General features: G+C 60.8%; 25 protein-coding genes and 1 tRNA gene. 15 read left to right on the forward strand and 11 right to left on the reverse strand.

All coding sequences use genetic code 11. The annotated features are described in order from the left end of the window. Positions 1 to 21: 21 nt before the first annotated feature. Positions 22 to 1,317: a tetratricopeptide repeat protein gene (locus RBB29_RS12300; protein WP_306115203.1), complete on the forward strand. Its 1,296-nt coding sequence runs from the start codon at positions 22 to 24 to the stop codon at positions 1,315 to 1,317. Between the two features lie 17 nt (positions 1,318 to 1,334). On the opposite strand, the gene RBB29_RS12305 is transcribed toward RBB29_RS12300, so the two are convergent. Then, entirely contained in the window at positions 1,335 to 1,871 is a 537-nt protein-coding gene (locus tag RBB29_RS12305; protein ID WP_306115204.1) for a J domain-containing protein, read from the reverse strand. A 334-nt stretch (positions 1,872 to 2,205) separates the two neighbouring features. Between RBB29_RS12305 and RBB29_RS12310 the strand changes: the two genes are divergently transcribed. The 5 genes from RBB29_RS12310 to RBB29_RS12330 all read left to right on the forward strand — a co-directional run bounded on the left by RBB29_RS12310 (position 2,206) and on the right by RBB29_RS12330 (position 5,851). Beyond that, positions 2,206 to 2,982 carry an ABC transporter ATP-binding protein gene (locus tag RBB29_RS12310; protein WP_306115205.1) on the forward strand — a complete coding sequence of 259 codons (777 nt, stop codon included), beginning with the start codon at positions 2,206 to 2,208 and terminating at the stop codon, positions 2,980 to 2,982. Between the two features lie 34 nt (positions 2,983 to 3,016). Next, complete coding sequence (locus RBB29_RS12315) at positions 3,017 to 3,733, forward strand: transporter substrate-binding domain-containing protein (RefSeq protein ID WP_306115206.1); 717 nt, start codon at positions 3,017 to 3,019, stop codon at positions 3,731 to 3,733. Between the two features lie 18 nt (positions 3,734 to 3,751). Next, positions 3,752 to 4,054, forward strand: coding sequence for a hypothetical protein (locus tag RBB29_RS12320; protein WP_306115207.1), 303 nt, complete (start codon positions 3,752 to 3,754; stop codon positions 4,052 to 4,054). Positions 4,055 to 4,077: 23 nt separating this feature from the next. Continuing rightward, the gene (locus tag RBB29_RS12325; RefSeq protein ID WP_306115208.1) at positions 4,078 to 4,962 is read left to right on the forward strand and encodes an ABC transporter permease; all 885 of its coding nucleotides are present in this window, start codon (positions 4,078 to 4,080) and stop codon (positions 4,960 to 4,962) included. A gap of 82 nt (positions 4,963 to 5,044) precedes the next feature. Next, the gene (locus RBB29_RS12330; protein WP_306115209.1) at positions 5,045 to 5,851 is read left to right on the forward strand and encodes an ABC transporter permease; all 807 of its coding nucleotides are present in this window, start codon (positions 5,045 to 5,047) and stop codon (positions 5,849 to 5,851) included. Between the two features lie 40 nt (positions 5,852 to 5,891). Here the strand turns inward: RBB29_RS12330 and speB are convergent, their stop codons facing one another. From speB to RBB29_RS12365, 7 genes are all read right to left on the reverse strand, one after another. Further along, complete coding sequence (speB, locus tag RBB29_RS12335) at positions 5,892 to 6,848, reverse strand: agmatinase (RefSeq protein WP_306115210.1); 957 nt, start codon at positions 6,846 to 6,848, stop codon at positions 5,892 to 5,894. Positions 6,849 to 7,065: 217 nt separating this feature from the next. Beyond that, complete coding sequence (locus tag RBB29_RS12340) at positions 7,066 to 7,314, reverse strand: hypothetical protein (RefSeq protein WP_306115211.1); 249 nt, start codon at positions 7,312 to 7,314, stop codon at positions 7,066 to 7,068. A gap of 200 nt (positions 7,315 to 7,514) precedes the next feature. Then, positions 7,515 to 7,895 carry a hypothetical protein gene (locus RBB29_RS12345; RefSeq protein ID WP_306115212.1) on the reverse strand — a complete coding sequence of 127 codons (381 nt, stop codon included), beginning with the start codon at positions 7,893 to 7,895 and terminating at the stop codon, positions 7,515 to 7,517. Positions 7,896 to 7,919: 24 nt separating this feature from the next. Continuing rightward, complete coding sequence (locus RBB29_RS12350; protein ID WP_306121158.1) at positions 7,920 to 8,345, reverse strand: hypothetical protein; 426 nt, start codon at positions 8,343 to 8,345, stop codon at positions 7,920 to 7,922. A gap of 92 nt (positions 8,346 to 8,437) precedes the next feature. Next, on the reverse strand, positions 8,438 to 8,728 hold the full coding sequence (locus tag RBB29_RS12355; protein WP_306115214.1) for a hypothetical protein: 291 nt from the start codon (positions 8,726 to 8,728) through the stop codon (positions 8,438 to 8,440). 249 nt (positions 8,729 to 8,977) lie between these two features. Next, the gene (locus RBB29_RS12360; protein ID WP_306115215.1) at positions 8,978 to 9,322 is read right to left on the reverse strand and encodes a hypothetical protein; all 345 of its coding nucleotides are present in this window, start codon (positions 9,320 to 9,322) and stop codon (positions 8,978 to 8,980) included. Positions 9,323 to 9,378: 56 nt separating this feature from the next. Continuing rightward, positions 9,379 to 9,464 (reverse strand) — tRNA-Leu (locus RBB29_RS12365). Between the two features lie 161 nt (positions 9,465 to 9,625). Between RBB29_RS12365 and lipB the strand changes: the two genes are divergently transcribed. Together lipB and RBB29_RS12375 are read left to right on the forward strand one after the other, a co-directional pair. Continuing rightward, positions 9,626 to 10,342: a lipoyl(octanoyl) transferase LipB gene (gene lipB, locus RBB29_RS12370; RefSeq protein WP_306115216.1), complete on the forward strand. Its 717-nt coding sequence runs from the start codon at positions 9,626 to 9,628 to the stop codon at positions 10,340 to 10,342. Between the two features lie 115 nt (positions 10,343 to 10,457). Next, entirely contained in the window at positions 10,458 to 11,003 is a 546-nt protein-coding gene (locus RBB29_RS12375; protein WP_306115217.1) for a hypothetical protein, read from the forward strand. Positions 11,004 to 11,189: 186 nt separating this feature from the next. On the opposite strand, the gene RBB29_RS12380 is transcribed toward RBB29_RS12375, so the two are convergent. Then, positions 11,190 to 12,887, reverse strand: a complete 1,698-nt coding sequence (locus RBB29_RS12380) for a peptide ABC transporter substrate-binding protein (protein ID WP_306115218.1) — start codon at positions 12,885 to 12,887, stop codon at positions 11,190 to 11,192. Between the two features lie 298 nt (positions 12,888 to 13,185). On the opposite strand from RBB29_RS12380, the gene RBB29_RS12385 reads away from it, so the two are divergent. From RBB29_RS12385 to RBB29_RS12400, 4 genes are all read left to right on the forward strand, one after another. Further along, positions 13,186 to 15,000 carry an ABC transporter ATP-binding protein gene (locus RBB29_RS12385; RefSeq protein WP_306115219.1) on the forward strand — a complete coding sequence of 605 codons (1,815 nt, stop codon included), beginning with the start codon at positions 13,186 to 13,188 and terminating at the stop codon, positions 14,998 to 15,000. Then, positions 14,997 to 16,343: an FAD-binding oxidoreductase gene (locus RBB29_RS12390; RefSeq protein WP_306115220.1), complete on the forward strand. Its 1,347-nt coding sequence runs from the start codon at positions 14,997 to 14,999 to the stop codon at positions 16,341 to 16,343. Before RBB29_RS12385 ends, RBB29_RS12390 begins: the two co-directional genes overlap by 4 nt. A gap of 100 nt (positions 16,344 to 16,443) precedes the next feature. Next, complete coding sequence (locus RBB29_RS12395; protein ID WP_306115221.1) at positions 16,444 to 17,604, forward strand: M20 aminoacylase family protein; 1,161 nt, start codon at positions 16,444 to 16,446, stop codon at positions 17,602 to 17,604. A gap of 220 nt (positions 17,605 to 17,824) precedes the next feature. Further along, positions 17,825 to 18,601 carry a hypothetical protein gene (locus RBB29_RS12400; RefSeq protein WP_306121159.1) on the forward strand — a complete coding sequence of 259 codons (777 nt, stop codon included), beginning with the start codon at positions 17,825 to 17,827 and terminating at the stop codon, positions 18,599 to 18,601. A 107-nt stretch (positions 18,602 to 18,708) separates the two neighbouring features. Here the strand turns inward: RBB29_RS12400 and RBB29_RS12405 are convergent, their stop codons facing one another. Next, a complete protein-coding gene (locus tag RBB29_RS12405) occupies positions 18,709 to 19,383 on the reverse strand; it encodes a cupin domain-containing protein (RefSeq protein ID WP_306115223.1) in 675 nt (224 codons plus the stop codon). 18 nt (positions 19,384 to 19,401) lie between these two features. Beyond that, a complete protein-coding gene (locus RBB29_RS12410; protein ID WP_306115224.1) occupies positions 19,402 to 20,022 on the reverse strand; it encodes a glutathione S-transferase family protein in 621 nt (206 codons plus the stop codon). Positions 20,023 to 20,118: 96 nt separating this feature from the next. On the opposite strand from RBB29_RS12410, the gene RBB29_RS12415 reads away from it, so the two are divergent. The 3 genes from RBB29_RS12415 to ctaD all read left to right on the forward strand — a co-directional run bounded on the left by RBB29_RS12415 (position 20,119) and on the right by ctaD (position 24,042). Beyond that, positions 20,119 to 20,661, forward strand: a complete 543-nt coding sequence (locus RBB29_RS12415) for a TetR/AcrR family transcriptional regulator (RefSeq protein WP_306115225.1) — start codon at positions 20,119 to 20,121, stop codon at positions 20,659 to 20,661. A gap of 102 nt (positions 20,662 to 20,763) precedes the next feature. Continuing rightward, on the forward strand, positions 20,764 to 22,125 hold the full coding sequence (locus tag RBB29_RS12420; RefSeq protein ID WP_306115226.1) for a diguanylate cyclase domain-containing protein: 1,362 nt from the start codon (positions 20,764 to 20,766) through the stop codon (positions 22,123 to 22,125). A gap of 243 nt (positions 22,126 to 22,368) precedes the next feature. Continuing rightward, a complete protein-coding gene (gene ctaD, locus RBB29_RS12425; protein ID WP_306115227.1) occupies positions 22,369 to 24,042 on the forward strand; it encodes a cytochrome c oxidase subunit I in 1,674 nt (557 codons plus the stop codon). Positions 24,043 to 24,106: the final 64 nt, after the last annotated feature.

Raw genomic sequence — 24,106 nt, forward strand, 5'->3', positions numbered from 1 at the left:
GTCGGCAACAGGAATGGCCCCATGACCGTCTGCACCGATCTCTACGACAACCCGCTCAGCACCAGCAACCAGACCGCAGCGGAGGCCTATTCCACCGGTCTGCACCGCCTGCTTGCAGCCCAGGTCGACATGATCGCCCCGTTCCAGGAGGCCATCGCCCAAGACCCCCATTTCGCGCTGGCCCATGTCGGGCTGGCCCGGGCCCTGCTCAACATCAACGATGGCCTCGCGGCGCGCGCGGCGATGCAGCAGGCCAAGGCGCTTGGCGCAAACGGCACCGAGCGGGAGCAAAGCCATATCCACGCGCTTGACCTGCTGATCTCGGGCAAGACGGCAGAGGCCTATGCCGCCATCCGCGCCCATATGGATGCCTATCCCCGCGACGCGATGGTAGCTCAGACCTGTAGTTCGATCTTCGGGCTGATCGGTTTCTCCGGCCAACCGGGGCGCGAAGCCGAGATGCTGGCCTTCAACGCGGCACTCCTGCCCCATTACGGCGAGGATGATTGGTGGTGCCTGAGCCAATATGCCTTTGCGCTTTGTGAAACCGGCAACCTGGCCAAGGCCGACCGGATGATCGACCGGTCGCTGGCGCTCAACCCCGACAATGCCAATGGCGCCCATATCCGCTCGCATATCTGGTACGAGGTGGGCGAAACCAAAGCTGGCACCGATTACCTTACCGACTGGCTGGCAGGCTACGACCGCAGCGGCGTCATGCACGGGCATCTGTCATGGCATGCCGCGCTCTGGTCACTGGAACAGGGGGAAACCGACCGGATGTGGCAGATCGTCGATGCGGACGTGGCCCCCGGGGCGGCGCTTGGCCTGCCGATCAATATCCTGACCGACACGGCCTCGATCCTTTTCCGCGCGGAGGTGGCCGGGGAGACCGTCGCGCCCGAGCAATGGCAAAAGGTCAGCGACTACGCCCGGCAGCATTATCCGAAATGCGGCAATGCTTTCATCGACATGCACGCCGCGCTTGCCCATGCGATGGCCGGGGCGAGCGAACCGCTGCAGGAGATCATCAGCAATCCGGCCGGACCCGCCGCCGATCTTGTGCCCGATGCCGCCCTTGCCTGCCGTGAAATCGCGGCGAAGAACTGGGCGCAAGCGGCCCGTCACCTGACCGCATGCATGGCCGATCACGCCCGTATCGGCGGCAGCCGCGCGCAACGCGACCTTCTGGAACATGCGCTGTTGACCTGTCTGCTGAAACTCGGTCGGTCGGGGGAAGCCCGGCACCTGCTTGCGCTGCGCCGTCCGATCCTCGCGCAATCCGCCGCGTGGCGGGGTCTGGTGGCAGAGGCTTGAGGCTGCCGCCCCCTCGCCTAGCTTGCTTTCGCGAAGCTCATCACCCTGAGGTCCACCCGAGGCCCCTCTGACTGCCCGCCAATCCGCGAGAGCACCTTGCCGTAGGATTGCGTTGCAAGGAACACCCGGGCGAGTTCCGCCTTTGACCGGACCCGTGCCTTGGTGGGTCCACCTGGCGCATTCGCAGCCTGCCTGTTGGCGTCGCGTCGCGGTTCTTCCTGCCGGGGGCGGGCGTCGGTGTGCTGGCGCTCCGTCTTCGGTTTGGTTCTTTTCGAACGGGCCGAGGAAGCCTCGGCGCCTTTATGTGCAGAATGACGGCCAGCCGCCCCATGGCCCCCTTGCGGACGCACGGCCTCCCGCTTTTTCAGAAACGCGATCAGCGTGTCGGCCGCCGCATTGATGCGCGCCATGTGCCGTGTCGATCGCGCCTGATCGGTCGAGCGGTCCGGATGATACTTGAGCGCCATCTTGCGCCGCACCCGCCTGACATCATCAAGCGTCGCATCAAGGCTCAAGCCTAAAACCCTTGCGGCATGTTCTGGTGTCGCGGCCATGTTCGCTCCAACAACATAAGATACGTCTAAAGTTTTCTCAGTCTAATTCGGAAAACTTTAGACGAATACGCCTACATTTGTTCTTGGTTAACCAACGAGCCTTGCGCAGAACCCGCGACATGGCTCCTGACCGGACGCGCGATCGCGCGAAAACGGCCCGCCAATCTCCGTCCCGCCGAAGGTTTCCGACGCCACCCTGCACTTCCGAAACGGACTTACCCAACGTCAATTCGGAACTTAATCGTCGCATTCTACCGTTTTGCAAGTTGCATTATGCCATTTTTTCGGCCCTATTACCTTCCTGAAGCTGCTTGCAACCATTCGGGATGCCCCCTTGACCGATCAGACACCCGTCATCGAAATCCGCAATCTTCACAAGGCCTATGGCGCGCTCGAGGTGATCAAGGGCGTCGACATTACCGCCCACAAAGGCGATGTCGTGTCGCTCATCGGATCGTCGGGCTCCGGCAAATCAACCATCCTGCGCTGTGCCAACCTCCTCGAAGAAAGCCAGCAGGGCGATATCCTGTTCAAGGGCGAGCCGGTCAAATGGAAGGGTGAAGGCCTGAACCGTCACCCCGCCGATCCGAAACAGGTGCTGCGCATCCGCACCAATCTCAGCATGGTGTTCCAGCAGTTCAACCTCTGGGCCCATATGACGATCCTGCAAAACGTGATGGAGGCCCCGGTCACCGTCATGGGCCGTGAGCGCAGCGAAGTGGAAGACAAAGCGCGGCACTACCTCGACAAGGTCGGCATCGGCGACAAATGCGACGTCTATCCGGCGCAGCTTTCGGGCGGGCAGCAACAGCGCGCCGCCATCGCACGCGGCCTCTGCATGGAGCCGCAGGCGCTTCTTTTCGACGAACCGACCAGCGCCCTCGACCCAGAGCTGGAGCAGGAAGTCGTCAAGGTTATCAAGGACCTGGCCACCGAGGGCCGGACGATGATGATCGTCACCCATGACATGAAAATGGCCGCTGATGTGTCGGATCACGTCGTGTTCCTGCATCAGGGGCTGATCGAGGAAGAAGGCGCACCCAAAGACCTCTTTGGCGCCCCGAAATCCGAGCGGCTGCAGCAGTTCCTCAGCTCGACAATGGCCGCCTGAGACAACAAAAAACCAAGCTAACGGGAGATAGCACATGAAGAAACTGATCCTTACTACCGCCGCTTTCGCGCTCAGCGCGGGCATGGCTTTTGGCGCCGATGTGGTCCGCATGGGGACCGAGGGCGCCTACCCTCCGTGGAACTTCATCAATGACGCGGGTGAAGTCGACGGGTTCGAGCGTGAGCTGGGCGATGAGCTCTGCAAACGCGCGGAGCTGACCTGCGAATGGGTGACCAACGAGTGGGACAGCATCATTCCGAACCTCGTGTCGGGCAACTACGATGTGATCATCGCCGGCATGTCGATCACCGACGAGCGTGACGAAGTAATTGATTTCACTCAGAACTATACGCAACCTGATCCGTCTGCCTACCTGGCGATGTCTTCGGATGTTGACGTCAGCGGCGGTGTTCTGGCCGCGCAGACCGGCACCATCCAGGCGAGCCACATCGCCTCGACCGGCGCCACGCTGGTGGAATTCGCCACGCCCGAGGAAACCATCGCCGCCGTCCGTAACGGCGAGGCCGACGCAGTTCTGGCCGACAAGGGCTACCTCGCCCCGATCGCGGATGAGGACTCCGAACTGGTCCTGCTTGAAAAGACCGAAATGCTCGGCGGTGGCGTCGGCATGGGGGTCCGCGAAAGCGACGGTGAGCTGAAGGCCAAGTTCGACGCGGCCATCCAGTCGATGAAGGACGATGGCTCGCTCAACGAGCTGATCACCAAATGGGACATCGGCGAAACCTTCTGATCTGAACTTGGAGCAATCATGTCGAAGAACGAGATGGTTGCTCCACCTATGTCCCAGGCTGGAATTGGCGTTTTTTGTGACGTGCAACTGATACAACCGAACCATCATGGGCCAGAAGGCAGCAGTGCGAAAGGATACTACGTTTGGGTAGGTGTCCGTGGTTTAAACGAAGAGCTTGCGCTAGAAAGTGCTAAATCGTTTCTAGATTCGGCTGATGTTCTCAGCGTGGAGATCGACGATGCGGTTGTTTTGGATGAAGAAGATTTCAAAGAACCAGACAAGGTTCAGCAGTTGGGCGGTCGAGTCTATTATGCAAGCTGATACGCAAAGATAGGGGCGAGAGCGTGTTCTCTTACTGTACCGATCCCTCGACGCTTTCCGGCCTGACCTGGCTGAGTTGCTACCTGACCACGGGCAAGCACATGGCGTTCTACCTGTCCTTCGGGACAGTGCTCCTGCTTCTGGCGATTACCGCGCCCACGGCGCTTCTCTTCGGGTATTTCGGGGCCACGGCCGCGCGGTCGCAAATCGCGCCGCTGCGCTGGATCGGCAAGACCTGTATCGCGATTGTCCGGGGTGTGCCTGACATCGCGTTTTTCCTCTTCTTCGTCATCGCACTCGATCAGGCGATCGAATGGACCCGCCACAAGCTCCTCTGCCCGGAATGGACGGAACCGGTGCGCCAGGGCAATGACTTCGTCGTCTGTGCCGCGGCCAAGATGCCACTTGGCACCGCCCCGCAATGGGTGCACGAGACCTATGGATTTTTCCTCGCGATCTTTACCTTCGCGATCGTTTTCGGCGCCTTTGCCGCCAACGTCCTCTTCGGGGCCATGCGCGCCGTGCCGCGGGCACAGATGGAAACCGCCGAGGCCTATGGCATGACCCGCAAACAGGCCTTTCGCCGGATCATGGTGCCGCAGATGTGGGTCTATGCCCTGCCCGGCCTTGGCAACCTCTGGATGGTGCTCATCAAGGCGACACCGCTTCTGTTCCTGCTCGGCGTCGAAGATATCGTCTATTGGGCGCGGGAGATGGGCGGATCGAAAACCGCCAAGTTCACCGACTATCCCCATGGCGACTGGCGCATGTGGTACTTCCTGGCGCTTCTGGTCTTCTACCTCGCCTTCACGCGGGTCTCCGAGATCTTCCTTGAGCGCACGATGAAACGCCTCACCAAGGGTCAGGCCACCACCGGCGGCGAAGCCCAGAGAAAGGTTGCGGCATGATGTTGGTGTCCCGATCAGCGGCGCACGCGATTGCTTCGCAACCGCTTTCGCGCCATCGGGCGCTCTGCCGGAGGGCCCTTGCATGAGCTGCTGGCAAACCATTCAGGACTATGCCCTGCGCTCCGTGGGCTATGGCGAGCGCCTGCTCCCGCGCGATGACTTCACGCTGTGTCAGCAATTCACCCTGATCGGCTCCGGCATGATCTGGAACGTCTATTTCGGGGTGCTGGCCCTGATCGCCGGGTTCTTCTTTGCCACGGCGCTGGCCCTGGGCAAGGGGTCGCGCAATGTCTGGCTGCGCAAACCGGCGGAATGGTTCATCTTCCTCTTCCGCGGCTCACCGCTTTTCGTGCAGTTCTTCTTCGGCTATTTTCTCTTTCTCAGCCTGAAACAGCACTACGCGTTCTTCGAACCCTTCACCGCCGCCTGGCTCGGCGCGCTGGTGGTGCTCTTCCTCAACACTGCCGCCTATTCCGGCGAGATTTTCTATGGCGCGCTGCGCTCGATCCCCAAGGGTGACGTGGAGAGCGCCGATGCCTATGGTTTCTCCGGCTGGCCGCGCTTCAAGAAAATCGTATGGCCCACCATGCTACGCCTCGCCTGGCCCGCCTATACGAACGAGGCGATCTTTCTTTTCCACGCCACGGCACTGGTCTTCTTCTCGGGCTTCCCGGCCTGGCAACAACGGGGCGACGCGCTCTATTACGCCAACTACTTCGCGGACAAGACCTTCAACCCGTTTGTCCCCTACCCGATCCTGGCGATGTATTTCATCATCCTGACCCTCATCGTCGTCAGCATCTTCGGCCTCATCAACGCCCGGCTCAACAAACACCTGCCGCAAGAGGTCAAGCGCAAGATCAAACTCAGGATGAACTTGATCCGGTAAGCTGCCACCCCGCAAGCCGCGCCGTCATGCTGTCCGTAGATCACCCGCGATGGTGCAGCATCCGCCCGATCGTGTTCATCAGGATCTGCGCCGCCAGAATGGCCGTAGTCCCGGTGTGGTCGTAATCCGGTGCGACCTCCACCAGGTCAAGCCCAACGATGTTCCCGCGCTTGCAGAGTCCGTCCAGCAATTCCAGCACCTCGTAATAGAGAAACCCGCCATGGCTGGGCGTGCCGGTTCCGGGCGCAATGGAAGGATCGAACCCGTCAATGTCGATGGTCACGTAATACCGCACACCCTCGGGAATGCGCGACAAGACCTGCTCAACGCCCAGCTTGCGGAACTGCCGGACCGACAGGATATCCGACCCCATCGCACGAGCATCATCATAGCCTTCCTTTGCAGTGGACGACACATTGCGAATGCCGATCTGGCTGAGGCCCGTCACATAACCCTTCTCCGCCGCACGCCGCATCGGGTTGCCATGGCCGTAACGCACCCCGTGCCGTTCATCGACGAAATCGAGATGCGCGTCGATCTGCACGATATGGATCGGCTCCTGCCCCTCGAAGGCGTTTACGCAAGGGATATTGACCGAATGATCGCCGCCCAGCACCACGGGGATTGCCCCAGCCTTGAGGATCTGGCGCACACCATGTTCGATATTGGCGTGGCTCTTGATCGTGTCCGTATGCACGATATCGGCGTCCCCGATATCGACGATCCTGACCTCACCCGCGGGCATGTAGGTGATGTCATCCTCATGGTCATAGGCGCCACCATGACCGAAGGAAAAGAGCGTCGAGGCCTCGCGGATCGAACGCGGCCCAAACCGCGCGCCGGACCGGAATTGCGTGCCGAAATCGAACGGCGCACCAAGTATGGCCACATCCGCGTCTATGGCGCCCCAGTCCTGCACATAGGGGGATTTGCCGAAGGTCGAAATACCAACAAAGGGCAGGTTCAGACGCCCTGCTTCGTATCCATGTCCGCTCATGCCGCTCTCCCTCCCGGTCAATCTGCCGTCGCCGGAAGGCCAAAAGCCACGCGGCGTCCGTTACGGATCACTGTCCGAAACAGACGCCGCCCGTCAACCGAATTCGGCGGGCAACCTAGTGTATCAGTTTTGGATCTGTGTCAGGAGAGAGGCTCTGACATATTGATCCGGCGCCTTCTACGAGCCGGAAATCAGTTCTGATTTTCCCGCCGTCGCTTCAGAACCAACGGGGCTTGCGAAACCTGACATCCGGGAAAAACAGCTTGGTGGTCAACATCGACGCCGGCGGGCAGACGCAGGACATGAAAAACCACTTATGCCCTAGGTCGATGGCTGGCGGTCCGTATTCCTCCTCCTGAAACGCCTGCCAGACCCCCATCGCGTGGATGCCCGTCACCACCCCGGCAAAGATCCAGACAACGCCGATCAGGTAGAGGTCGAGATAAGGAAGAAGATTTTCGATCATGAAAGGGCCTCCGGGCAGCTACCGCGTCTGCAAACGCTTTAAGCCGATCAGGATGCCCCGACACCGTTACCAGTCCGCGCAGGCGGCGTACGGTGCGTTATAGCTATGGCCCGTATCCCCCGGAGGGCCATGGGATCATTGGGTATGCAGGATCAACCGCATCACAAGCGGCGCGCCAGGATGACGAACGATCAGGGAGATCAGTGATTTTGGTTCAAGGACGCCTCTGAAACCGGCGCATCCGCCATCTCTCCGCTGAAGGCCCTGGCGATGTAAGCCAGCATCAGGGAGATGAAGATCATTTCGCCGCCGTCTTCCAGCAACAGCAGGAGACCAGAGACGACGGTCTTTTCACCGGTGAAGTTGTGGAAGAAATCGACAACGACACCGCTTGCGACGACACCGCAGAAGAGCCAGAGCGCGGGCCAGAGTCTCCTGCGGATATCGGCCGGCGTTTTCCGCCAGGCCGCCAGGATGACGCCAAGACAAAGCAGCCCGAGGACGCGCCGGAAAACGATGTCGCTATAAGAGGTGAGAGGTGGTCCTAGATTTAAGACCAGTTTGCAGCTTGTTTCGTGCAATCACATGCGCAAGTCGTGGCGGTTTCAGGGGGTCAATGGTGTTAGCCTTCGTGCCATCGTGCCATCGCGAAACAGCGGGCCAGCCACGCTCCTCTCAACAAAGTCCAAAAGCCCTTGGCCAATCAAGTGCTCATGATCCGGGATTTCGCGATAGGTGTTGCCCTTAACGTCACCTGCCTCCGGCATGATCTTGATGACCCAAAAGCCATTCCTGTGCCTTATGAAATCCTCCTTGCGAAGCTGCGTCATCTCTCCGCCTCTGGCCTCCGTATAGGCACACAGCCAGGGCACCCAGCCATAGGTCGCCCTAAGCTTCGCTTGAATACGTGTCGACATGGGTTTCAGACTTGCCTGAAGGAGCTTCGCGATCTCATCCTCAGTAAACTCCGGCTCTCTGGTCTTCAGCGGCTGGTTCGCCCCGGCAACCTTCACACCCTCCAGAGGGTTCACCTTAATCTTCTTCCGAGTTTTGACCCATTCAAACACTGTGCGGGCAGACGTAAGCCAAACCTCGTTGATGGTTCTTGTCCCCCTGCCGCCAGTCACGAGCGAGTTCTTTCCGGCACCGCATCATCTTCCGAGAACAGTACTACATCACGGTGCTCATGGAATGCGTTCAAGTTCTCAAAAACGCCCCTCCAACGGTTCACTTTAGCTGCTGCAGGCTTGCGCTCTGTCACCCAACTCTCGAAAGCTTGCCAGATGGTCATGCCTGTATGGCCTCGATTGGCCTGCACCTTAGATATTATCTGGTCCTCGGGGAACGCCTTGAGGCGCTCGTCTGACGAATAGTCCCCATCAGCACGCCGCCTCAGCAGACCCAGCGCGGCCACGAAGTCGCTCTCTAGGTTATCTATAGGGCATCACGAGCGCTCTCAGATAGGGTGACACCCTCGGCTGCCATGAAGAAGTCTATCTCGGAGAACGCCGCCACGAAAGCCCTGACGCGTGCTGCGTGGACTGCCGACCGTTCTTGGTCATCGTCATCTTCATCCAAGACCGGGTCAAGAGATACGATGCTGCTTTCGACGACATTGCGGTATCGCTCGTAGATGTCTTCTACCGCTTCCGCATTGAGTCCCTCATCGGCCTTGTTGGTCGTGAGCCAGTCCGTACCAGCGGCCTACCAAAGCGTGCGCCTGACGCTGTGTGAGAGCCTCCTTGGGGGCATCCCCAGACGATCGCAGCCGATCTATTCGGTCTTCGATTTCTGCCAGCCAATCAGCAAATTCCATCTTCGCCCTATTCGATGGCAAAGATGCTTCCCGCCGAAACCGCTCTTCCTGTGATTTGCCATAGGCAAGCTTGTAGGCCTTTCGAACGCCCGCAGGGATACCCTTGCGAGCGAACCAGTCACCATTTGGTTTACGTGAAAGCTTGGTCATTCTGATAGACATTTTGTAGCGCCCTTTGTAGCGATAGGGCATCTACAACTCATTGAAACCGCGTAACTTTCTGAGATTTCAGGAGAAACCTGAAGGTATGGTGCGGTCGAGAAGACTCGAACTTCCACGGGTTTTACCCCACAGCGACCTCAACGCTGCGCGTCTACCATTCCGCCACGACCGCACGTCTAGGCTTGGTGGCGAGGCTATATCAATGCGCCCGGCGCTTGTGAAGCGTTTTTTGCCAGAATTTGTGCGGCGCGCCTTTCTGTGTGGAATTGAACCGGCGATTGGGCTTTGAAACTCGCGACACCAGCGGCTAGATAGCGGGTGATGGCGCACCACATGACCCGCTCAAGGAACCCTGAATTGCTCCTGCCCCTGCCAACCGATCTGCAAGGTGGTGCCGTCCAATGGCATGTCTCGACCGGGCTGGTCGGGTATGAGGCGGCGGTGGCGGCGATGGAGGACCGCGTGGCGCTCATTGCGGCGGGCAAGGCGCCGGAGGCCATCTGGCTATTGGAGCACCCTGCCCTCTACACCGCAGGTACCAGCGCGAAACCACAGGACCTGACCGCGCCGGACCGCTTCCCGGTCCATGTCAGCCAGCGCGGCGGGCAGTACACCTATCACGGCCCGGGACAACGGGTGATCTACGTGATGCTGGACGTGGGCCGCCGGGGCCGCGATGTGCGCCGCTTCGTGCAACAGCTCGAAACCTGGGTGATTACCACCCTCGATCAGTTCAACGTGACCGGTGAGATACGCGATGGCCGCGTGGGCGTTTGGGTTACACGGGATGACAAACCTCTGTCGCCAACCGGTGCAAAACCCGAAGACAAGATCGCCGCCATCGGCATTCGCCTGCGGAAATGGATCAGCTTCCACGGCATTTCGATCAATGTGGAACCCGACCTGGAGCACTTCAGCGGCATCGTGCCCTGTGGCATTACCGAACATGGTGTGACCAGCCTCGTGGATCTCGGCCTGCCGGTGACCATGGCGGATGTTGACGTGGCGTTGCGTCGGACGTTTAGCGATGTGTTTGGCAAGCACGAATGACCATCTTGCGCGCCATGCGGACGGTCCCCCCGGGGGTGGCGCGATGTCATCGGCCCCTTGAGGTCAGTCATAGTCGTATTGCATGTTTCTTCGCTGCAGCAGCTATAACAACAACATGAGTCTGAACAGGTTTTTCAAATCACTTGCGATCTCCGTCTGCGCCACCCTGATGGCATGGAATGTCTCGGGCACGGTCGCAAAAGCGTGTGAGATCGACCTTAAACTTACCACCAAAAAGGATGCGTTGATGCTAGATACCGCGTTTTTCGATGTCGTCACCGACGGCACGAAAATCGGCGAGATCAATCTCACCGTACGTGGTCGCGCGAGGACCAGCCAAAAGGCCTATACACGGGATGATAAACGTGTGCGTTTTGTCCAGGGTATTGCCCTTGCGATCGAAGGGTTGCGGCGCCGAGAAAAGGGCAATACCGGTCTTGGCTTCTATGCCGAAAACAAGACATTTACCGGACGCTTGTTTGCCGACAACATTCGCAAGAACCATGCGTCTGGTGCAGAGATCAAGATAGCCGACATCAACGGCCGCGCCGCCGACGTGATGGTGCGGTACGATCCTCCAAGGCTCCAGCCGGACGCGCTCAACGATGCCGTTTGCATTTTCAAGGCATTGCCTCGAATGATGGAAAAGTCCGGCCTCTAAAGCGATGGCACGACAGTCGGAAACGGTTCTTTGCGCGGGAATTGCAACCTTTCCATAATCGCCTGGCCCGCAAAAGGTGGTGCCAAAGCATCACCTTCCGACCATCTGGTGTTCAACGTCACCGGCCACCCGGCGCAATAAACGCCGGACCCGGCAGCCGTTGCAAAACGTCCCTTGTGGATCAAGTCACTTGACCCGATACCAGTCCGCCGCGTTCCAAAGTTCGCTGTCCCAGATGTTGAGCACGACACCGCCCAATGCGTTGGAGTGACCCGACGTGCGGCCCCTGTCGACAAGCGGTAGGATGGCGTATTCCTGCATCAGCACATCGTTCATCGCCTTGGCCAGCCGTGCACGCTCATTCAGATCCGCGGTCGTGGCCATTTCCGCCACAAGTGCATCGTATTCAGGTGAGCAGAACCGCCCCATATTGTTGCCCTGCCACTGATTTTCCGGGGCCGGTGCCTGATCGCAGGCCCAGCGTGCCATGTAATTCTCGGGGTCGGTGCCATCGAAATTATTGGCGTACATTTCGACATCGGCAAAGAACTTCTGGAACGTGTCCGGGCTGCCCGGATCACCGCCGAAGAATACTGACCCGTCGATGTTGCGCAGCTCCGTCTCGATACCGATCTCGCTCCACCATTGCTTGATGAGCGCCTGGAAATCCTGGCGCACGGCGTTGGTCGAGGTCTGGAACAGCAGTGACAGGCGCACACCGTCCTTGGCCCGGATGCCATCACTGCCCTTGGCCCAGCCAGCCGCGTCCAGAAGCGCGTTGGCACCGGCAATATCCTGCGTCTTGCAGGCGTCATTGGCGGTCGAGGCATAGATTTCCGGCGCAGGCAGCACGTTGCACGTCACCCGGCCCGCATTGCCATAGCCGATTTCGACCAGCAATTCGCGGTCGATGGCCATCGACAGCGCCTGTCTGACCGCCTTGTCGGTGAGGAAAGGATGCGGGTGCTTTCGCGTCCCGCGTTCATCCCCGAGCGCCGGATCCGGGTTGGTGAAGTTGATCATGATCCGCTCGACCAGCGTGCCAAAGGTCGACACGACCTTGCCCTTGCCCGCGGCTTCCATGTTCTTGAGGACATCCGGGGCCAATTGCAGGTTCCAGGCATAGTCGAACTCGCCCGTTTCAAGAACCGCGCGGCCCGCAGCGGTGGCATCGCCGCCGCCTTTGAAAAGGATCGTCTGGAACGCGGGCTTGGCCGGATCGCGGTAATTCTCGTTCGCAGTCAGTTGGATGACGTCATTGGGCCGAAAATCGGTGACGGTGAAAGGGCCGGTGCCGATCGGGTTGAAATTGGCCTCTGTGCATTCCGGCGCCTTGGGGCCGAGGCAATCGGCAAACTGGGCTTTCTGGATGATCGGCGCCTGCCCGCCCACGAAAGGACCATAGGGGAAGGGTTTCGGCACACCGAAATTCACCACCACGGTCCGGTCATCCGGGGTCTCGACCGAGGTCACATCAATGTACTTCTCGGCCTGCGCACATCCGCCACCCTCGGCGGTGCAGTATTCCCAGGTGAATTTCACGTCCTCGGAGGTCACCGGGCTGCCATCGGACCATTTCAACCCCTCTTTCAGCACCCAGGTGATGGCGGTGAGGTCCTTGCGGACGCCGCCATTGCCGACAGTCGGGATGTCCTCCGCCAGCCAAGGCACGAGGTTGCCGCCCTCGTCATAGCGCGCCAGCGGTTCGATCACGAGGCTTGCGGCCTCCATGTCCTTGGTTCCGCCCGACAGGTAGGGGTTCATGATCGAGGGCGCCTGCCAGTAAAGAATACTCGCCTGCCCATCGGCCCCGCGTTCCGCCTGCGCCATCGTTGCAAAGGTCAACACCGCGGCAGCGGTGATTGAGGTTGGGATAGTCCGCATCTTTTTCTCCCGTCTGAGACGGAACTGCGTGGTTCCGCCTTCTGCACAAAAGGCTTTTGCAACGCCACGATCGCATGAACCCGAAAACCCGTAACCTCATGCAGACCGAAATAACGCTGTTAACCCTTATTTCCTTGCTGTCCTCCCCATCTCAGACCGGTTGGAGAAAAAAAGCAAGTCTTCCGTGGCAGCCCTCTCGTTATGGTAGTGCTAGATGGCGGTGCGAGCGGTTTGACGACCCGATGCCGCGTCTGTAGCGTGGCGCCAGTTTCTGGAATGAAAAAGGCCGTTGCAAAGCATGGTGGCGCACCCCATTGCCCGGATCGAAAATCTGCGGGTCGCGTTCGAGACGCGCGACGGCCCGGTGGTGGGTGTCGAGGACCTGTCATTCGAGGTCGGCCCCGGCGAAACGGTCTGCGTGGTCGGTGAATCCGGCTCCGGCAAATCGGTCTCCTCCCTCTCGCTGATGCGGCTCGTTGAATTTGGCGGTGGCGAGATTGCGGGCGGGCATTTGATCTTTGACCGAAAGGATGGCGGCACGGTTGACCTCGCCAAAACCGAACAGGGCCTGATGCGGCAGATCCGCGGCAATGAGATCGGGATGATCTTCCAGGAACCAATGACCGCCCTGAACCCAGTTTTCACGATCGAGCGGCAACTGACCGAGGGGCTGCGCCTGCATCGCGGGATGGATCGACGTGCCGCCCGCGCCCGGGCGATCGAATTGCTGCGCGAAGTCCGCATTCCCGAACCCGAACGCCGCCTCAGGCAATATCCGCACGAGCTTTCCGGCGGGATGCGGCAACGGGTGGTGATCGCGATGGCACTCGCCTGTCGCCCTCGCCTTCTGATCGCGGATGAACCGACAACGGCGCTCGACGTGACCATCCAGGCCGAAATCCTGGCCCTCATCGACCGATTGAAACAGGAAACCGGCACCGCGGTGGTCTTCATCACCCATGACATGGCGGTCGTGGCGCAGATGGCGGACCGCGTGGTAGTCATGTACCGCGGCCGCAAGGTCGAAGAGGGCCGCGTCGAAGAGATCTTCGAGGCGCCGCAGCATGACTACACCCGTGCGCTGCTGGCCGCCGTGCCGCGCCTCGGCGAAATGCGGGGCAAATCCGCGCCGGAACCGATGCGGCTGGTCGGCAGTGATACCGTGGCCCGGCCCATCCCCGGCACCGACACGCCGCTTTTGCAGGTCGAGGGTCTGATCACGCGCTTTGCCGTGACCGGCGGCCTCATGCGCCGCGCGGTCGCCAATGTGCACGCGGTCGAGGACGTGTCGTTTACGCTCAACAAGGGCCGCACCCTGTCGCTCGTGGGCGAAAGCGGCTGCGGCAAGTCAAGCGCGGGCCGGTCGATCCTGCGCCTGGTGGAGCCGCTGGCGGGGCGAATCATGCTCGATGGCGTCGATATCATGGCCCTTGACGGCCCTGACCTGCGGCGCGCGCGCGCCGACATGCAAATGGTATTCCAGGATCCGTTCGCCAGCCTGAACCCGCAGATGTGCCTGGCCGATCAGGTTGCCGAACCCCTGTTGAATTTCGGCGTGTCCGCAGCGGAGCGTCAGACCCGCGTGACGGAGCTTTTCGACCGCGTTGGCCTGCCGCGCAGTTTCCTGCGACGGTTTCCCCATGAACTCTCCGGCGGGCAGCGGCAGCGGGTCGCGATTGCCCGCGCCCTTGCGCTCAAGCCGAAACTCATCGTCGCCGATGAGGCCGTCAGCGCGCTCGACGTCAGCGTGCAGGCTCAGGTGCTGAACCTGATGATGGAATTGCAGGCCGAGCTGGGCCTTTCCTATCTCTTCATCAGCCACGACATGGCCGTGGTCGAAAGGGTCAGCCATGACGTGGCGGTGATGTATCTTGGCCGGATCGTCGAAAAAGGCCCCCGCGCGGCGATTTTCGAGAACCCGCAGCACCCCTATACCCAGGCCCTGATGCGCGCTGTGCCGATTGCCGACCCGCGGCAGCGAAAACTGGAGAAGGACCTGAATTTCAAGCCGATCCCGTCCCCGATCCACCCGGTGGATCATGCGCCCGGCCCGTCCGAATATGCCGAGGTCACCCCCGGCCATTTCGTCCTGACCAGTGAGAGTGGATATTGAGCACCTTCCCGATTTCCGAAGAGACCCCCATCGAACATGACACCGGCCTGCCCGATCGCGCAGATGTGGCGATCATCGGCGGCGGTGTGATTGGCGTGATGACCGCCTATTTTCTCGCGCGCAAAGGCCGGAAGGTCGTGCTGCTCGAGAAAGGCCGGATCGCCGGGGAACAATCCTCGCGCAACTGGGGCTGGGTCCGCCAGACCGGGCGTGATGCGGCGGAACTCCCGATCATGGTCGAGGCCAACCGCCTCTGGCCGGAATTGCAGCGTGAGATCAACGAAGACCTCGGGCTGGTGCAATCAGGTCTGACCTATCTGGGCGTGACCGCAAAGGACATGGCCGAGTTCGAGGAATTTCTGCCGCTTGCCCGTGCCAATGGTGTCGATAGCCGCATCCTGAGCGCGCAGGAGGTTGCCGAAATGCTGCCCGGCGCGTCGCGTGGCTACTTGGGCGCGCTCCACACGCCATCGGATTACCGGGCCGAGCCCTGGGTCGCGGTGCCACGGCTGGCCCGGGCAGCGGTGCGCGAAGGCGCCACCCTGATCGAAAACTGCGCCGTGCGGGGGCTTGATCTGGCCGCCGGACGCATTGCCGGGGTGATCTCGGAGAAAGGCCGGATCGCCGCTGATCAGGTCCTGGTTGCCGGTGGCGCCTGGTCCTCGTTGCTGCTGCGCCGGCACGGGGTGAAGATCCCGCAGATCTCGGTCAAGGCCACGGTTGTTGCCACCACGCCCGTTGAAGAGGTTTATGCCGGCGGGGCGGCGGATCATACGCTGGCCTTCCGGCGTCGGCGCGATGGCGGCTACACCCTCGCCCCCGAGGGATTTCACGAGTTTTACATCGGCCCCGACGGCCTGCGCGGGCTGCCAACCTATCTGCGTCCGCTGCTCAAAAGCCCGTTCAGCCGTCATTACCTGCCCGCGGCGCCCAAGGGGTTCCCCGATGCCTGGGGCACATCACGGCGCTGGTCGATGGACGCGCCGTCACCGTTTGAGGCGATGCGGGTGCTCAACCCTGCGCCGCATCAGGGTCGCGTAAAACGACTCCTGTCGGATTTCCAGACCCTCTTTCCCAGGCTCGGACCGGTCGGGATGCAGGCCAGCTGGGCCGGGATGATAGACGTGATGCCCGACGTGGTGCCCATCGTCGACAAGGTCCCCACCCTGCCCGGCCTGTGGGTCGGCACCGGGATGAGCGGCCATGGCTTTGGCATCGGTCCGGCCTTCGGGCGCATCCTTGCGGATATGATGACCGGTGCGGAGCCCGGCCACGACATGGCCCGGTTCCGATTTGGGCGGTTCACCGACGGCAGCAAGCTGGTCATGGGACCGGGGATGTAAGGGCACGCGGTCCGGGAAATGTGATACGGTGGCCCTTGCCGGGGACCCTGCTTTGCGTCAGGTTGCGCGCAAATGCCGCGAACCCCCGAGGAGAAACCCCATGCCCGTCAAGAACCGCTTTGCCGAACTGCATGACCAGATCACCGAATGGCGGCGCGACCTGCACGAACACCCGGAGCTGATGTTTGACACGCACCGCACCTCGGCGTTGGTCGAGGAAAAGCTGAAGGCGTTCGGCTGTGACGAGGTGGTCACCGGGATCGGCCGGACGGGTGTTGTCGGCGTCATCCGCGGCAAGGCCACCGGGTCCGGCCGGGTGATCGGATTGCGGGCCGACATGGACGCATTGCCCATTCACGAGGAGACCGGAGTGGACTATGCCTCCAAAGTGGACGGCAAGATGCACGCCTGCGGCCATGACGGGCATACGGCGATGCTTCTGGGCGCCGCGCAATACCTGGCCGAGACCCGGAATTTCGACGGCACCTGCGTGGTGATCTTTCAGCCCGCCGAAGAGGGCGGCGGCGGCGGCCGCGAAATGTGCGAAGACGGGCTGATGGACCGCTTCGGTGTGCAGGAAGTTTACGGCATGCACAACTGGCCCGGCATCGCCGAGGGGCAGTTCGCCATCCGTCCCGGCCCGTTTTTTGCCGCCACGGACGTGTTCAATATCGGGATCGAAGGTCTCGGCGGCCATGCGGCGAAACCCAATGAAACCATTGACCCGATCGTGATGTCCGGGCAGTTGATCTCGGCCCTGCAGACCATCACATCACGCAATGCCGACCCCACGGAGCAGCTTGTGGTGTCGGTGACGTCGATCCAGAGTTCTTCAAATGCTTTCAACGTGATACCGCAATCTGTTCATCTTCTTGGGACGGTCCGCACGATGAGTGCAGAGATGCGGGATCTGGCGGAGACGCGGATGCAGGCGCTTTGTGACGGGATGGGCGCAGGCTTCGGCGGGTCGATCACGCTGGACTACAAACGCAGCTATCCGGTCATGGCAAACCACGCCGATCAGACCGATTTTGCCGCCGATGTCGCCCGCTCGGTCAGCGGCCAGTGCGACGAGGCGCCGCTTATCATGGGCGGCGAAGACTTTGCCTACATGCTCGAAGAACGCCCCGGCGCCTATATCCTCATGGGCAATGGCGATACCGCCAAGGTCCACAGCCCCGACTACAATTTCAACGATAACGCCATCCCCGCCGGGTGTAGCTGGTGGGCAGGCATTGTCGAACAACGCATGCCTGCCTGACGGCAGCGATAAGGTTGCGGCGACCCTGTGTCTGGAGGATCTGCGGCAGCCCCCCCCGGGCCAATCTCATCGCCGGGCGCGGTACGCCGCCCAACCGGGTCATGATCCCCTCGGTAACACAAACGCCCGAAATGACGGCACAACCAACAGCGAAGACCATTGCGACACGCGCGCATTTGTGCTGCTATTCTTCCCAGTTAGGTTAAAATTGGGGAAATTCATGAAGTTATTTGCAAAAACGGGTATTGTTTTCGGCCTCGCCGCTTGCCTTTTGGTGCCGGACCGGGCGGCTGCGCAGAACACTATTTCGCAGACAATGTCGAAAATTAACTCCTATAACTGCTCGATCTATCCATATGCCAATCACAAGCGGCGGGTCGCCGGTATCGGGGTGATGTCGTCGCAAAAGGGCATGCGTGCAAAGCTGCTGAAGGGCGTCAAGGAACCGGCGCTCGCCGAAAACTGTGCCAGTGACGTGGCCGAAAACTTCTGCGACAGCGAGTTGCTGGCTTTCGCAAACGCGGTCATGACGACCGGCGGCCCGGTCACACCAGCCGGTAAAGCCTTCTACAACATCCTCTCCGCGGCGGGATTGGTCAGTGGTGGTGGCAACGCCACAACCTCCTCGGATCTTCTCGCGGGCGGCGGGGGCGCCGTGTTGGGCGGCAAAGTCGGGAACTGGGTAACGGGCGGTTCGACCCTCGGCACATTGGGGGGCATCGGTGCCGGGGCGTTGGGCGGCATTGCGTTGAACAATACGCATCAGGCCCACAAGGCCTGCACCGCAACGCAGGCGCAATTCGACCGGCTGACGAAAATGCTCATCGCGCTCAAGCTCAAGGGACAGAGCAATGAACGCGCGTTCTACCAGGATATCCTGAACAAGGCCGCCATTTTGGATACCAACCCGCAGGTGGTCAGCAAGCTGGCCGCCAAACCCACAGAGATTGCCACCCTGATGATACGGACAATGAAGAAAACCGCCGACAGGTTCTGATCCGGCATCCTTTTCGAAAACTCCGAATTCTGGTTGGTTCAGCGGTGTTCCTGCTCAGCGGCCCAATCGGGCGGCGCACTCGCCGCCCGAACGGTGCTTGGCCGCCGTCAGACCGCCGGTGCCCTGGGGTCTTCGCGCAGATGGTCCCGTTTGATCCACACGCGCGCACCCTCCGGCCCGGTTGTCGCGGTGGAGCGGCTATCGCGCGGCAGGCGGAGCCAGCTGTCCTTGCGGAAGACCTCACCGGCTTCGGTAAACGCGCCCTCGAGAACCAGCACTTCCATCCCGCCTGAGGCATCAAGCGTCACCTCCGCACCCGGCGCCCAGCGTTCCAGCACCACATCCTCGCGCGCGTCGTGAAAGAGCGGCATGACCTCGACCCCGTCTCGTTCCGCCACGAAGCGCATCTTGCCGGTGTCGACGCGCACATGGGTGCGGTCGGCCAGATCGAACTGCCAGAGTTTCACAAAGATCGTGCAGCCCGGCTCGGACCCCGGCGTGTGCGACGATTCCGGCGGGTTGCGGATATAGCTGCCCGCGGGGAAATCCCCATGTTCATCCTGGAACACCCCATCAAGCACAAGAAATTCCTCGCCGCCGGTGTGGACGTGGGAGGAGAATTTGCTGCCCGGCGCATAGCGAACGATGGTCGTGGCGCGCGCCACCTCGTCACCGATACGGTCGAGCATCCGGCGGTCGACACCGGCCATGGGCGACGCGACCCATGGCTCCTCGGCACTGTGCACCGCGGCGCGTTTGGAAAAATCGTCATGTCGTCCCATGGTCGTTCCCCTTTTCGGTCAGGCCGCGATTGACGGGCGGCTGGAAACCCGCGCATGCCAGTTCTTGAGATTGGCACAGTCCTCCGGCACGGCGATCTCGGCGAAACCTGCAAAGACCAGCCCCGCATAGGCGGTGATGTCAGCGACGGTAAAATCCTCACCGGCAAGATAGGGCTGATCCGACAGCACGCCGTCAAGATACCGCATCCCTTTTAGCGCGGTTTCTTTCTGGTGATTGCCCCACTCGGCACATTGATAACCTTCGATCTCCGCGCCAAGACCGGGTGTTGCATGGTGGAAATAGGTCGCCACCGCGTCAAGGAGACCGGATTCGGCCCGTCGCTGCATCATATGGATGACCGCGCGGTCCTTGGGCGTCTCGCCGGTGAGGGTCGGCGCGCCATCAAGTTGGTCGAGATACTCGGTAATCGCGGTGCACTCCGAAATGCAGGTGCCGTCCTCCAGCTCCAGCAACGGGACCGCCGCCGACGGGTTCTTGGCGCGGTAAGCATCTGACAGGTGCTCGCCCTCCGGCACATTGACCGACACGAATTCGACCTCGTTGAGCAGCCCCTTCTCGGCCAGGGCGATGCGGACACGGGCCGGATTTGGAAACCCGGCATATTCGTAGACTTTCATTTTCGATTCTCCTCTATCTAGTAGTAGGTAGATTTCTACGGTTGCGTCACGACCGCGTCAAGCCTATCTACTGATAGATCGCAACCTTGTGAGACCATGTCCGACACACGCACCCAAATCCTCGACCTGGCAGAACGTGCCGTGCGGTTGCGCGGGTATCACGCCGTCAGCTTCCGTGACCTCGCGGACGAATTGGGAATAAAGTCGGCAAGCATCCATTATCATTTCCGCCACAAGGAGGATCTGGGTCTGGCCCTGGTCGATCGCTATGCCGAGCGGATCGGGGCGAGCCTTGGCGCCCCGGGGGACCATCCCTGGCCGGACGCCCTGGCGATGTTCTGTCAGGTCTATCGCGACGCTCTGCAAAAATCCGACCTGCAGTGCCTGTGCGGGATGTTGGCCGCCGAAAGCCCGGGCCTGCCGGATCGCATCAACGCCCGGGTCAGCCGGTTCTTCCGCGAAAACCTCGACTGGCTGGTGGCGTGCATGCCCAAAGATTTTCCAGACAAAGACGAGGCAGCCCTTGCCATCCAATGCCAGTTACAGGGCGCCATGACCGTTGCCGTCAGCCTGCAGGATCCGGGCATCCTTGACACGGCCAGCGCCCGCATCTGCGCCGAGGCATCCGTGGACGCCTGACGCCACGACCCAAACGCCGTGGCACCCCACACCGGGTTTAGCCCGATTTTAATCTGTCGCGACTAGTCTGCGCCTCTGAAATTTGCGGAGGTGCCAAACTCGATGGAACAGATTTCGTGGCGATACATCTTCTGGATGCTCGCGTCGCTGGGCACCTTTGCGACCATCTCCGTGCTGGGCATGTTGTTCTGGATGACCAGTCGGATCGACCAGGCGGAACATGAAAGAACGCGCGACCTGCTGCAACTTTCCCTTGCGGAGAAGGGTGAAAAACTGGTGCATGCGGTCGAGGATTACGCCTATTGGACGCTTGCCTACGAGGTCGTCGCCGCAGGCGATCAGGCCGCGATCTACGAACATATCGGATCGGGCGCCACAGAAGGTGTGCTTTTCGATCAGATTTTCATCCTGAACGCCGAGGGCCGGCTTCTTCATGCCTACGATCAGCATCTCGGGACCGGCGCAGGCCAGGCATTCCACCCGCCCGCCTTTGAGACACCGTTGTCCGCGCTCAACGAATACACCGCGCAAGACTATGTGTCCGTCGCCGGCGTGATCGAAAGCGCCGGGCAATTCTACATGGTGTCTGCCGCCTGGATCACCCCCGACAATGTCACGGCCAATCCCGACCGCGCTTACCCGGTAATGCTGGGGACGAAACGGCTCGACAAGGCGTGGCGATCGGATTTGGCCGACAAGGTGAGGATCAGTGATTTCGTCCTGACGCGGGATTTGGGCCGCATCGCCGCCGACGCGCCCATCCTGACCGATGCCCATGGTGCCGCCTTCGCCGCGCTCCGTTGGACAAGGGAATACACCGGCAGCAAACTGCGGCGAGAGATCATGCCCGGGCTTATCCTCTTCTGTCTCGGCCTGTTGGGCATCTGCGGCGCGGCCGCGCGGTACTTCCACGCGCAGCACCTGTCGCTTGAACAGGCGAATGAAATCGCGATCAAGGATCAACTGACCGGGCTGTTGAACCGCGCAGGGCTTACCGCCCTTCTCCGGCGCAAGGCCGTCGCCCGAAGGCTGACCCTTGGGCAACTTGCCACGATATACGTGGACCTCAATAAATTCAAAGAGTTGAACGATACCCACGGACATAACGCCGGCGATATCGCCCTCAAGGTGACTGCGGAAAGGTTGCAGAATGCCGTGCGCCCCTCTGATTTTGTTGCCCGCCTCGGCGGAGACGAATTCGTCTGTGTGATCGCGGATGACAACCCGGAGCAGGCCGCAGCCAAAGTCGCCGAGCGTTTCATCGAGGCCAGCAGGCTACCCATCTCGTTCGAAGACCACGAGCAAGTGGTCGAGTCTTCCGTCGGCGTTTCCGTCGCGAGCCCCGGCACCCAATGGGAAACACTCCTGTCGCAATCCGACGCGGCCATGTACTGGTCCAAGAGGAAGAACGCCAAATCCCCGGTACATTTCTGCAAATCCATGACGTCGGCTCTGCCGGCCTGAACGGACGCCTGCGCGGCAAACACATGGCTCCCCTGCGCAAGGCCGGACGGTAGCAGATCACGGAATTCAAGAGGTGTCCGGGTAGATTTCGCCTATCCACCTGTCAGGGTGCGACAAAATATTTGATCTGCGTCAAATTCTGACATTGCCCCGCCACGGCGCTCGTTCTAAAACCAATGGGGAATACGGGCGCGCCGAGATAGATTCACGCACCCGGTAAATTATGTCAGCAGGAGGCATTCAATGGCAGACGCAGCCATTCACGGCCACGAACACCATGATGAACGCGGGTTCTTTACGCGCTGGTTCATGTCTACCAATCACAAGGATATCGGCATCCTCTACCTGATCGTCTCGGCTGTTGTCGGTCTGATCTCGGTTGCCTTTACCGTCTACATGCGCCTCGAGCTGATGGAGCCCGGCGTGCAATACATGTGCCTCGAAGGCGCGCGCTTCACCGCCGCTGCCGCAGGTGAATGTACGCCAAACGGGCATCTTTGGAACGTGATGATCACCTATCACGGCGTCCTGATGATGTTCTTCGTGGTGATCCCCGCGCTTTTCGGCGGTTTTGGCAACTATTTCATGCCGTTGCAGATCGGTGCGCCGGACATGGCCTTCCCGCGGATGAACAACCTGTCGTTCTGGCTCTACGTGACCGGCACGTCGCTTGGCGTCGCCTCGCTCCTGTCGCCGGGTGGCAATGGGCAGCTTGGTTCGGGCGTAGGTTGGGTGCTCTACCCGCCGCTATCCACGACAGAACAAGGCATGTCGATGGACCTCGCGATCTTTGCCGTGCACGTCTCGGGCGCAAGTTCGATCCTCGGTGCGATCAACATGATCACGACCTTCCTGAACATGCGCGCACCGGGCATGACGCTCTTCAAGGTGCCGCTCTTTAGCTGGTCGATCTTCGTTACCGCGTGGTTGATTCTGCTTTCGCTGCCGGTTCTTGCGGGCGCGATCACCATGCTCCTTACCGACCGTAACTTCGGCACGACCTTCTTCGATCCTGCCGGGGGCGGTGACCCGATCCTTTATCAGCACATCCTGTGGTTCTTTGGCCACCCGGAAGTGTATATCATCATCCTGCCCGGCTTCGGCATCATCAGCCACGTCATCGCGACCTTCTCGCGCAAACCGGTCTTTGGCTATCTGCCGATGGTCTGGGCGCTGATCGCCATCGGCTTCCTGGGCTTCGTCGTCTGGGCGCACCACATGTACACCGTTGGCATGTCGCTGACGCAGCAGAGCTACTTCATGCTGGCCACGATGGTGATCGCGGTGCCCACGGGTGTGAAGGTGTTCAGCTGGATTGCCACGATGTGGGGCGGTTCGATCGAGTTCAAGACGCCGATGCTCTGGGCCTTCGGTTTCCTCTTCCTCTTCACCGTGGGCGGCGTGACGGGCATCGTTCTGTCACAGGCCGGTATCGACCGGGCCTATCACGACACCTATTACGTGGTGGCGCACTTCCACTACGTGATGAGCTTGGGGGCCGTCTTTGCCATCTTTGCGGGCATGTATTTCTACCTGCCCAAGATGTCGGGCCGTATGTACCCGGAATGGGCTGGTAAGCTGCATTTCTGGGCGATGTTCATCGGGGCCAACCTGACCTTCTTCCCGCAGCACTTCCTGGGCCGTCAGGGCATGCCGCGCCGCTACATCGACTACCCCGAGGCGTTCGCGCCCTGGAACTGGTGGTCGTCGATTGGCGCTTTCCTCAGCTTTGCGTCCTTCATCTTCTTCTTCGGGATTATCATCTATACCCTGCGCTCCGGAGCCCGGGTGACCGAGAATAATCCTTGGAACGAGTATGCGGACACGTTGGAATGGACCCTGCCTTCGCCCCCACCCGAACACACGTTCGAAATCCTGCCCAAGCAGGAGGAGTGGGACAAGGGCCACGCGCACTAAGCGCCGATTCCTGAGAAAAGTCGAAAGCCCCCGGTACACGCCGGGGGCTTTTCTTTTGCCGCTG

Origin of the sequence: Roseovarius sp. MMSF_3359, assembly GCF_030733385.1 — a bacterium.
Classification (GTDB): domain Bacteria; phylum Pseudomonadota; class Alphaproteobacteria; order Rhodobacterales; family Rhodobacteraceae; genus Roseovarius.

Coding starts and splice junctions, on each gene's coding strand:
- RBB29_RS12300 (WP_306115203.1), top strand. CDS start 22: ATGACCGTCTGCACCGATCTCTACGACAACCCGCTCAGCACCAGCAAC.
- RBB29_RS12305 (WP_306115204.1), bottom strand. CDS start 1,871: ATGGCCGCGACACCAGAACATGCCGCAAGGGTTTTAGGCTTGAGCCTT.
- RBB29_RS12315 (WP_306115206.1), top strand. CDS start 3,017: ATGAAGAAACTGATCCTTACTACCGCCGCTTTCGCGCTCAGCGCGGGC.
- RBB29_RS12320 (WP_306115207.1), top strand. CDS start 3,752: ATGTCGAAGAACGAGATGGTTGCTCCACCTATGTCCCAGGCTGGAATT.
- RBB29_RS12330 (WP_306115209.1), top strand. CDS start 5,045: ATGAGCTGCTGGCAAACCATTCAGGACTATGCCCTGCGCTCCGTGGGC.
- speB (WP_306115210.1), bottom strand. CDS start 6,848: ATGAGCGGACATGGATACGAAGCAGGGCGTCTGAACCTGCCCTTTGTT.
- RBB29_RS12340 (WP_306115211.1), bottom strand. CDS start 7,314: ATGATCGAAAATCTTCTTCCTTATCTCGACCTCTACCTGATCGGCGTT.
- RBB29_RS12360 (WP_306115215.1), bottom strand. CDS start 9,322: ATGCCCTATCGCTACAAAGGGCGCTACAAAATGTCTATCAGAATGACC.
- lipB (WP_306115216.1), top strand. CDS start 9,626: ATGACCCGCTCAAGGAACCCTGAATTGCTCCTGCCCCTGCCAACCGAT.
- RBB29_RS12375 (WP_306115217.1), top strand. CDS start 10,458: ATGAGTCTGAACAGGTTTTTCAAATCACTTGCGATCTCCGTCTGCGCC.
- RBB29_RS12380 (WP_306115218.1), bottom strand. CDS start 12,887: ATGCGGACTATCCCAACCTCAATCACCGCTGCCGCGGTGTTGACCTTT.
- RBB29_RS12385 (WP_306115219.1), top strand. CDS start 13,186: ATGGTGGCGCACCCCATTGCCCGGATCGAAAATCTGCGGGTCGCGTTC.
- RBB29_RS12395 (WP_306115221.1), top strand. CDS start 16,444: ATGCCCGTCAAGAACCGCTTTGCCGAACTGCATGACCAGATCACCGAA.
- RBB29_RS12400 (WP_306121159.1), top strand. CDS start 17,825: ATGAAGTTATTTGCAAAAACGGGTATTGTTTTCGGCCTCGCCGCTTGC.
- RBB29_RS12405 (WP_306115223.1), bottom strand. CDS start 19,383: ATGGGACGACATGACGATTTTTCCAAACGCGCCGCGGTGCACAGTGCC.
- RBB29_RS12410 (WP_306115224.1), bottom strand. CDS start 20,022: ATGAAAGTCTACGAATATGCCGGGTTTCCAAATCCGGCCCGTGTCCGC.
- RBB29_RS12415 (WP_306115225.1), top strand. CDS start 20,119: ATGTCCGACACACGCACCCAAATCCTCGACCTGGCAGAACGTGCCGTG.
- RBB29_RS12420 (WP_306115226.1), top strand. CDS start 20,764: ATGGAACAGATTTCGTGGCGATACATCTTCTGGATGCTCGCGTCGCTG.
- ctaD (WP_306115227.1), top strand. CDS start 22,369: ATGGCAGACGCAGCCATTCACGGCCACGAACACCATGATGAACGCGGG.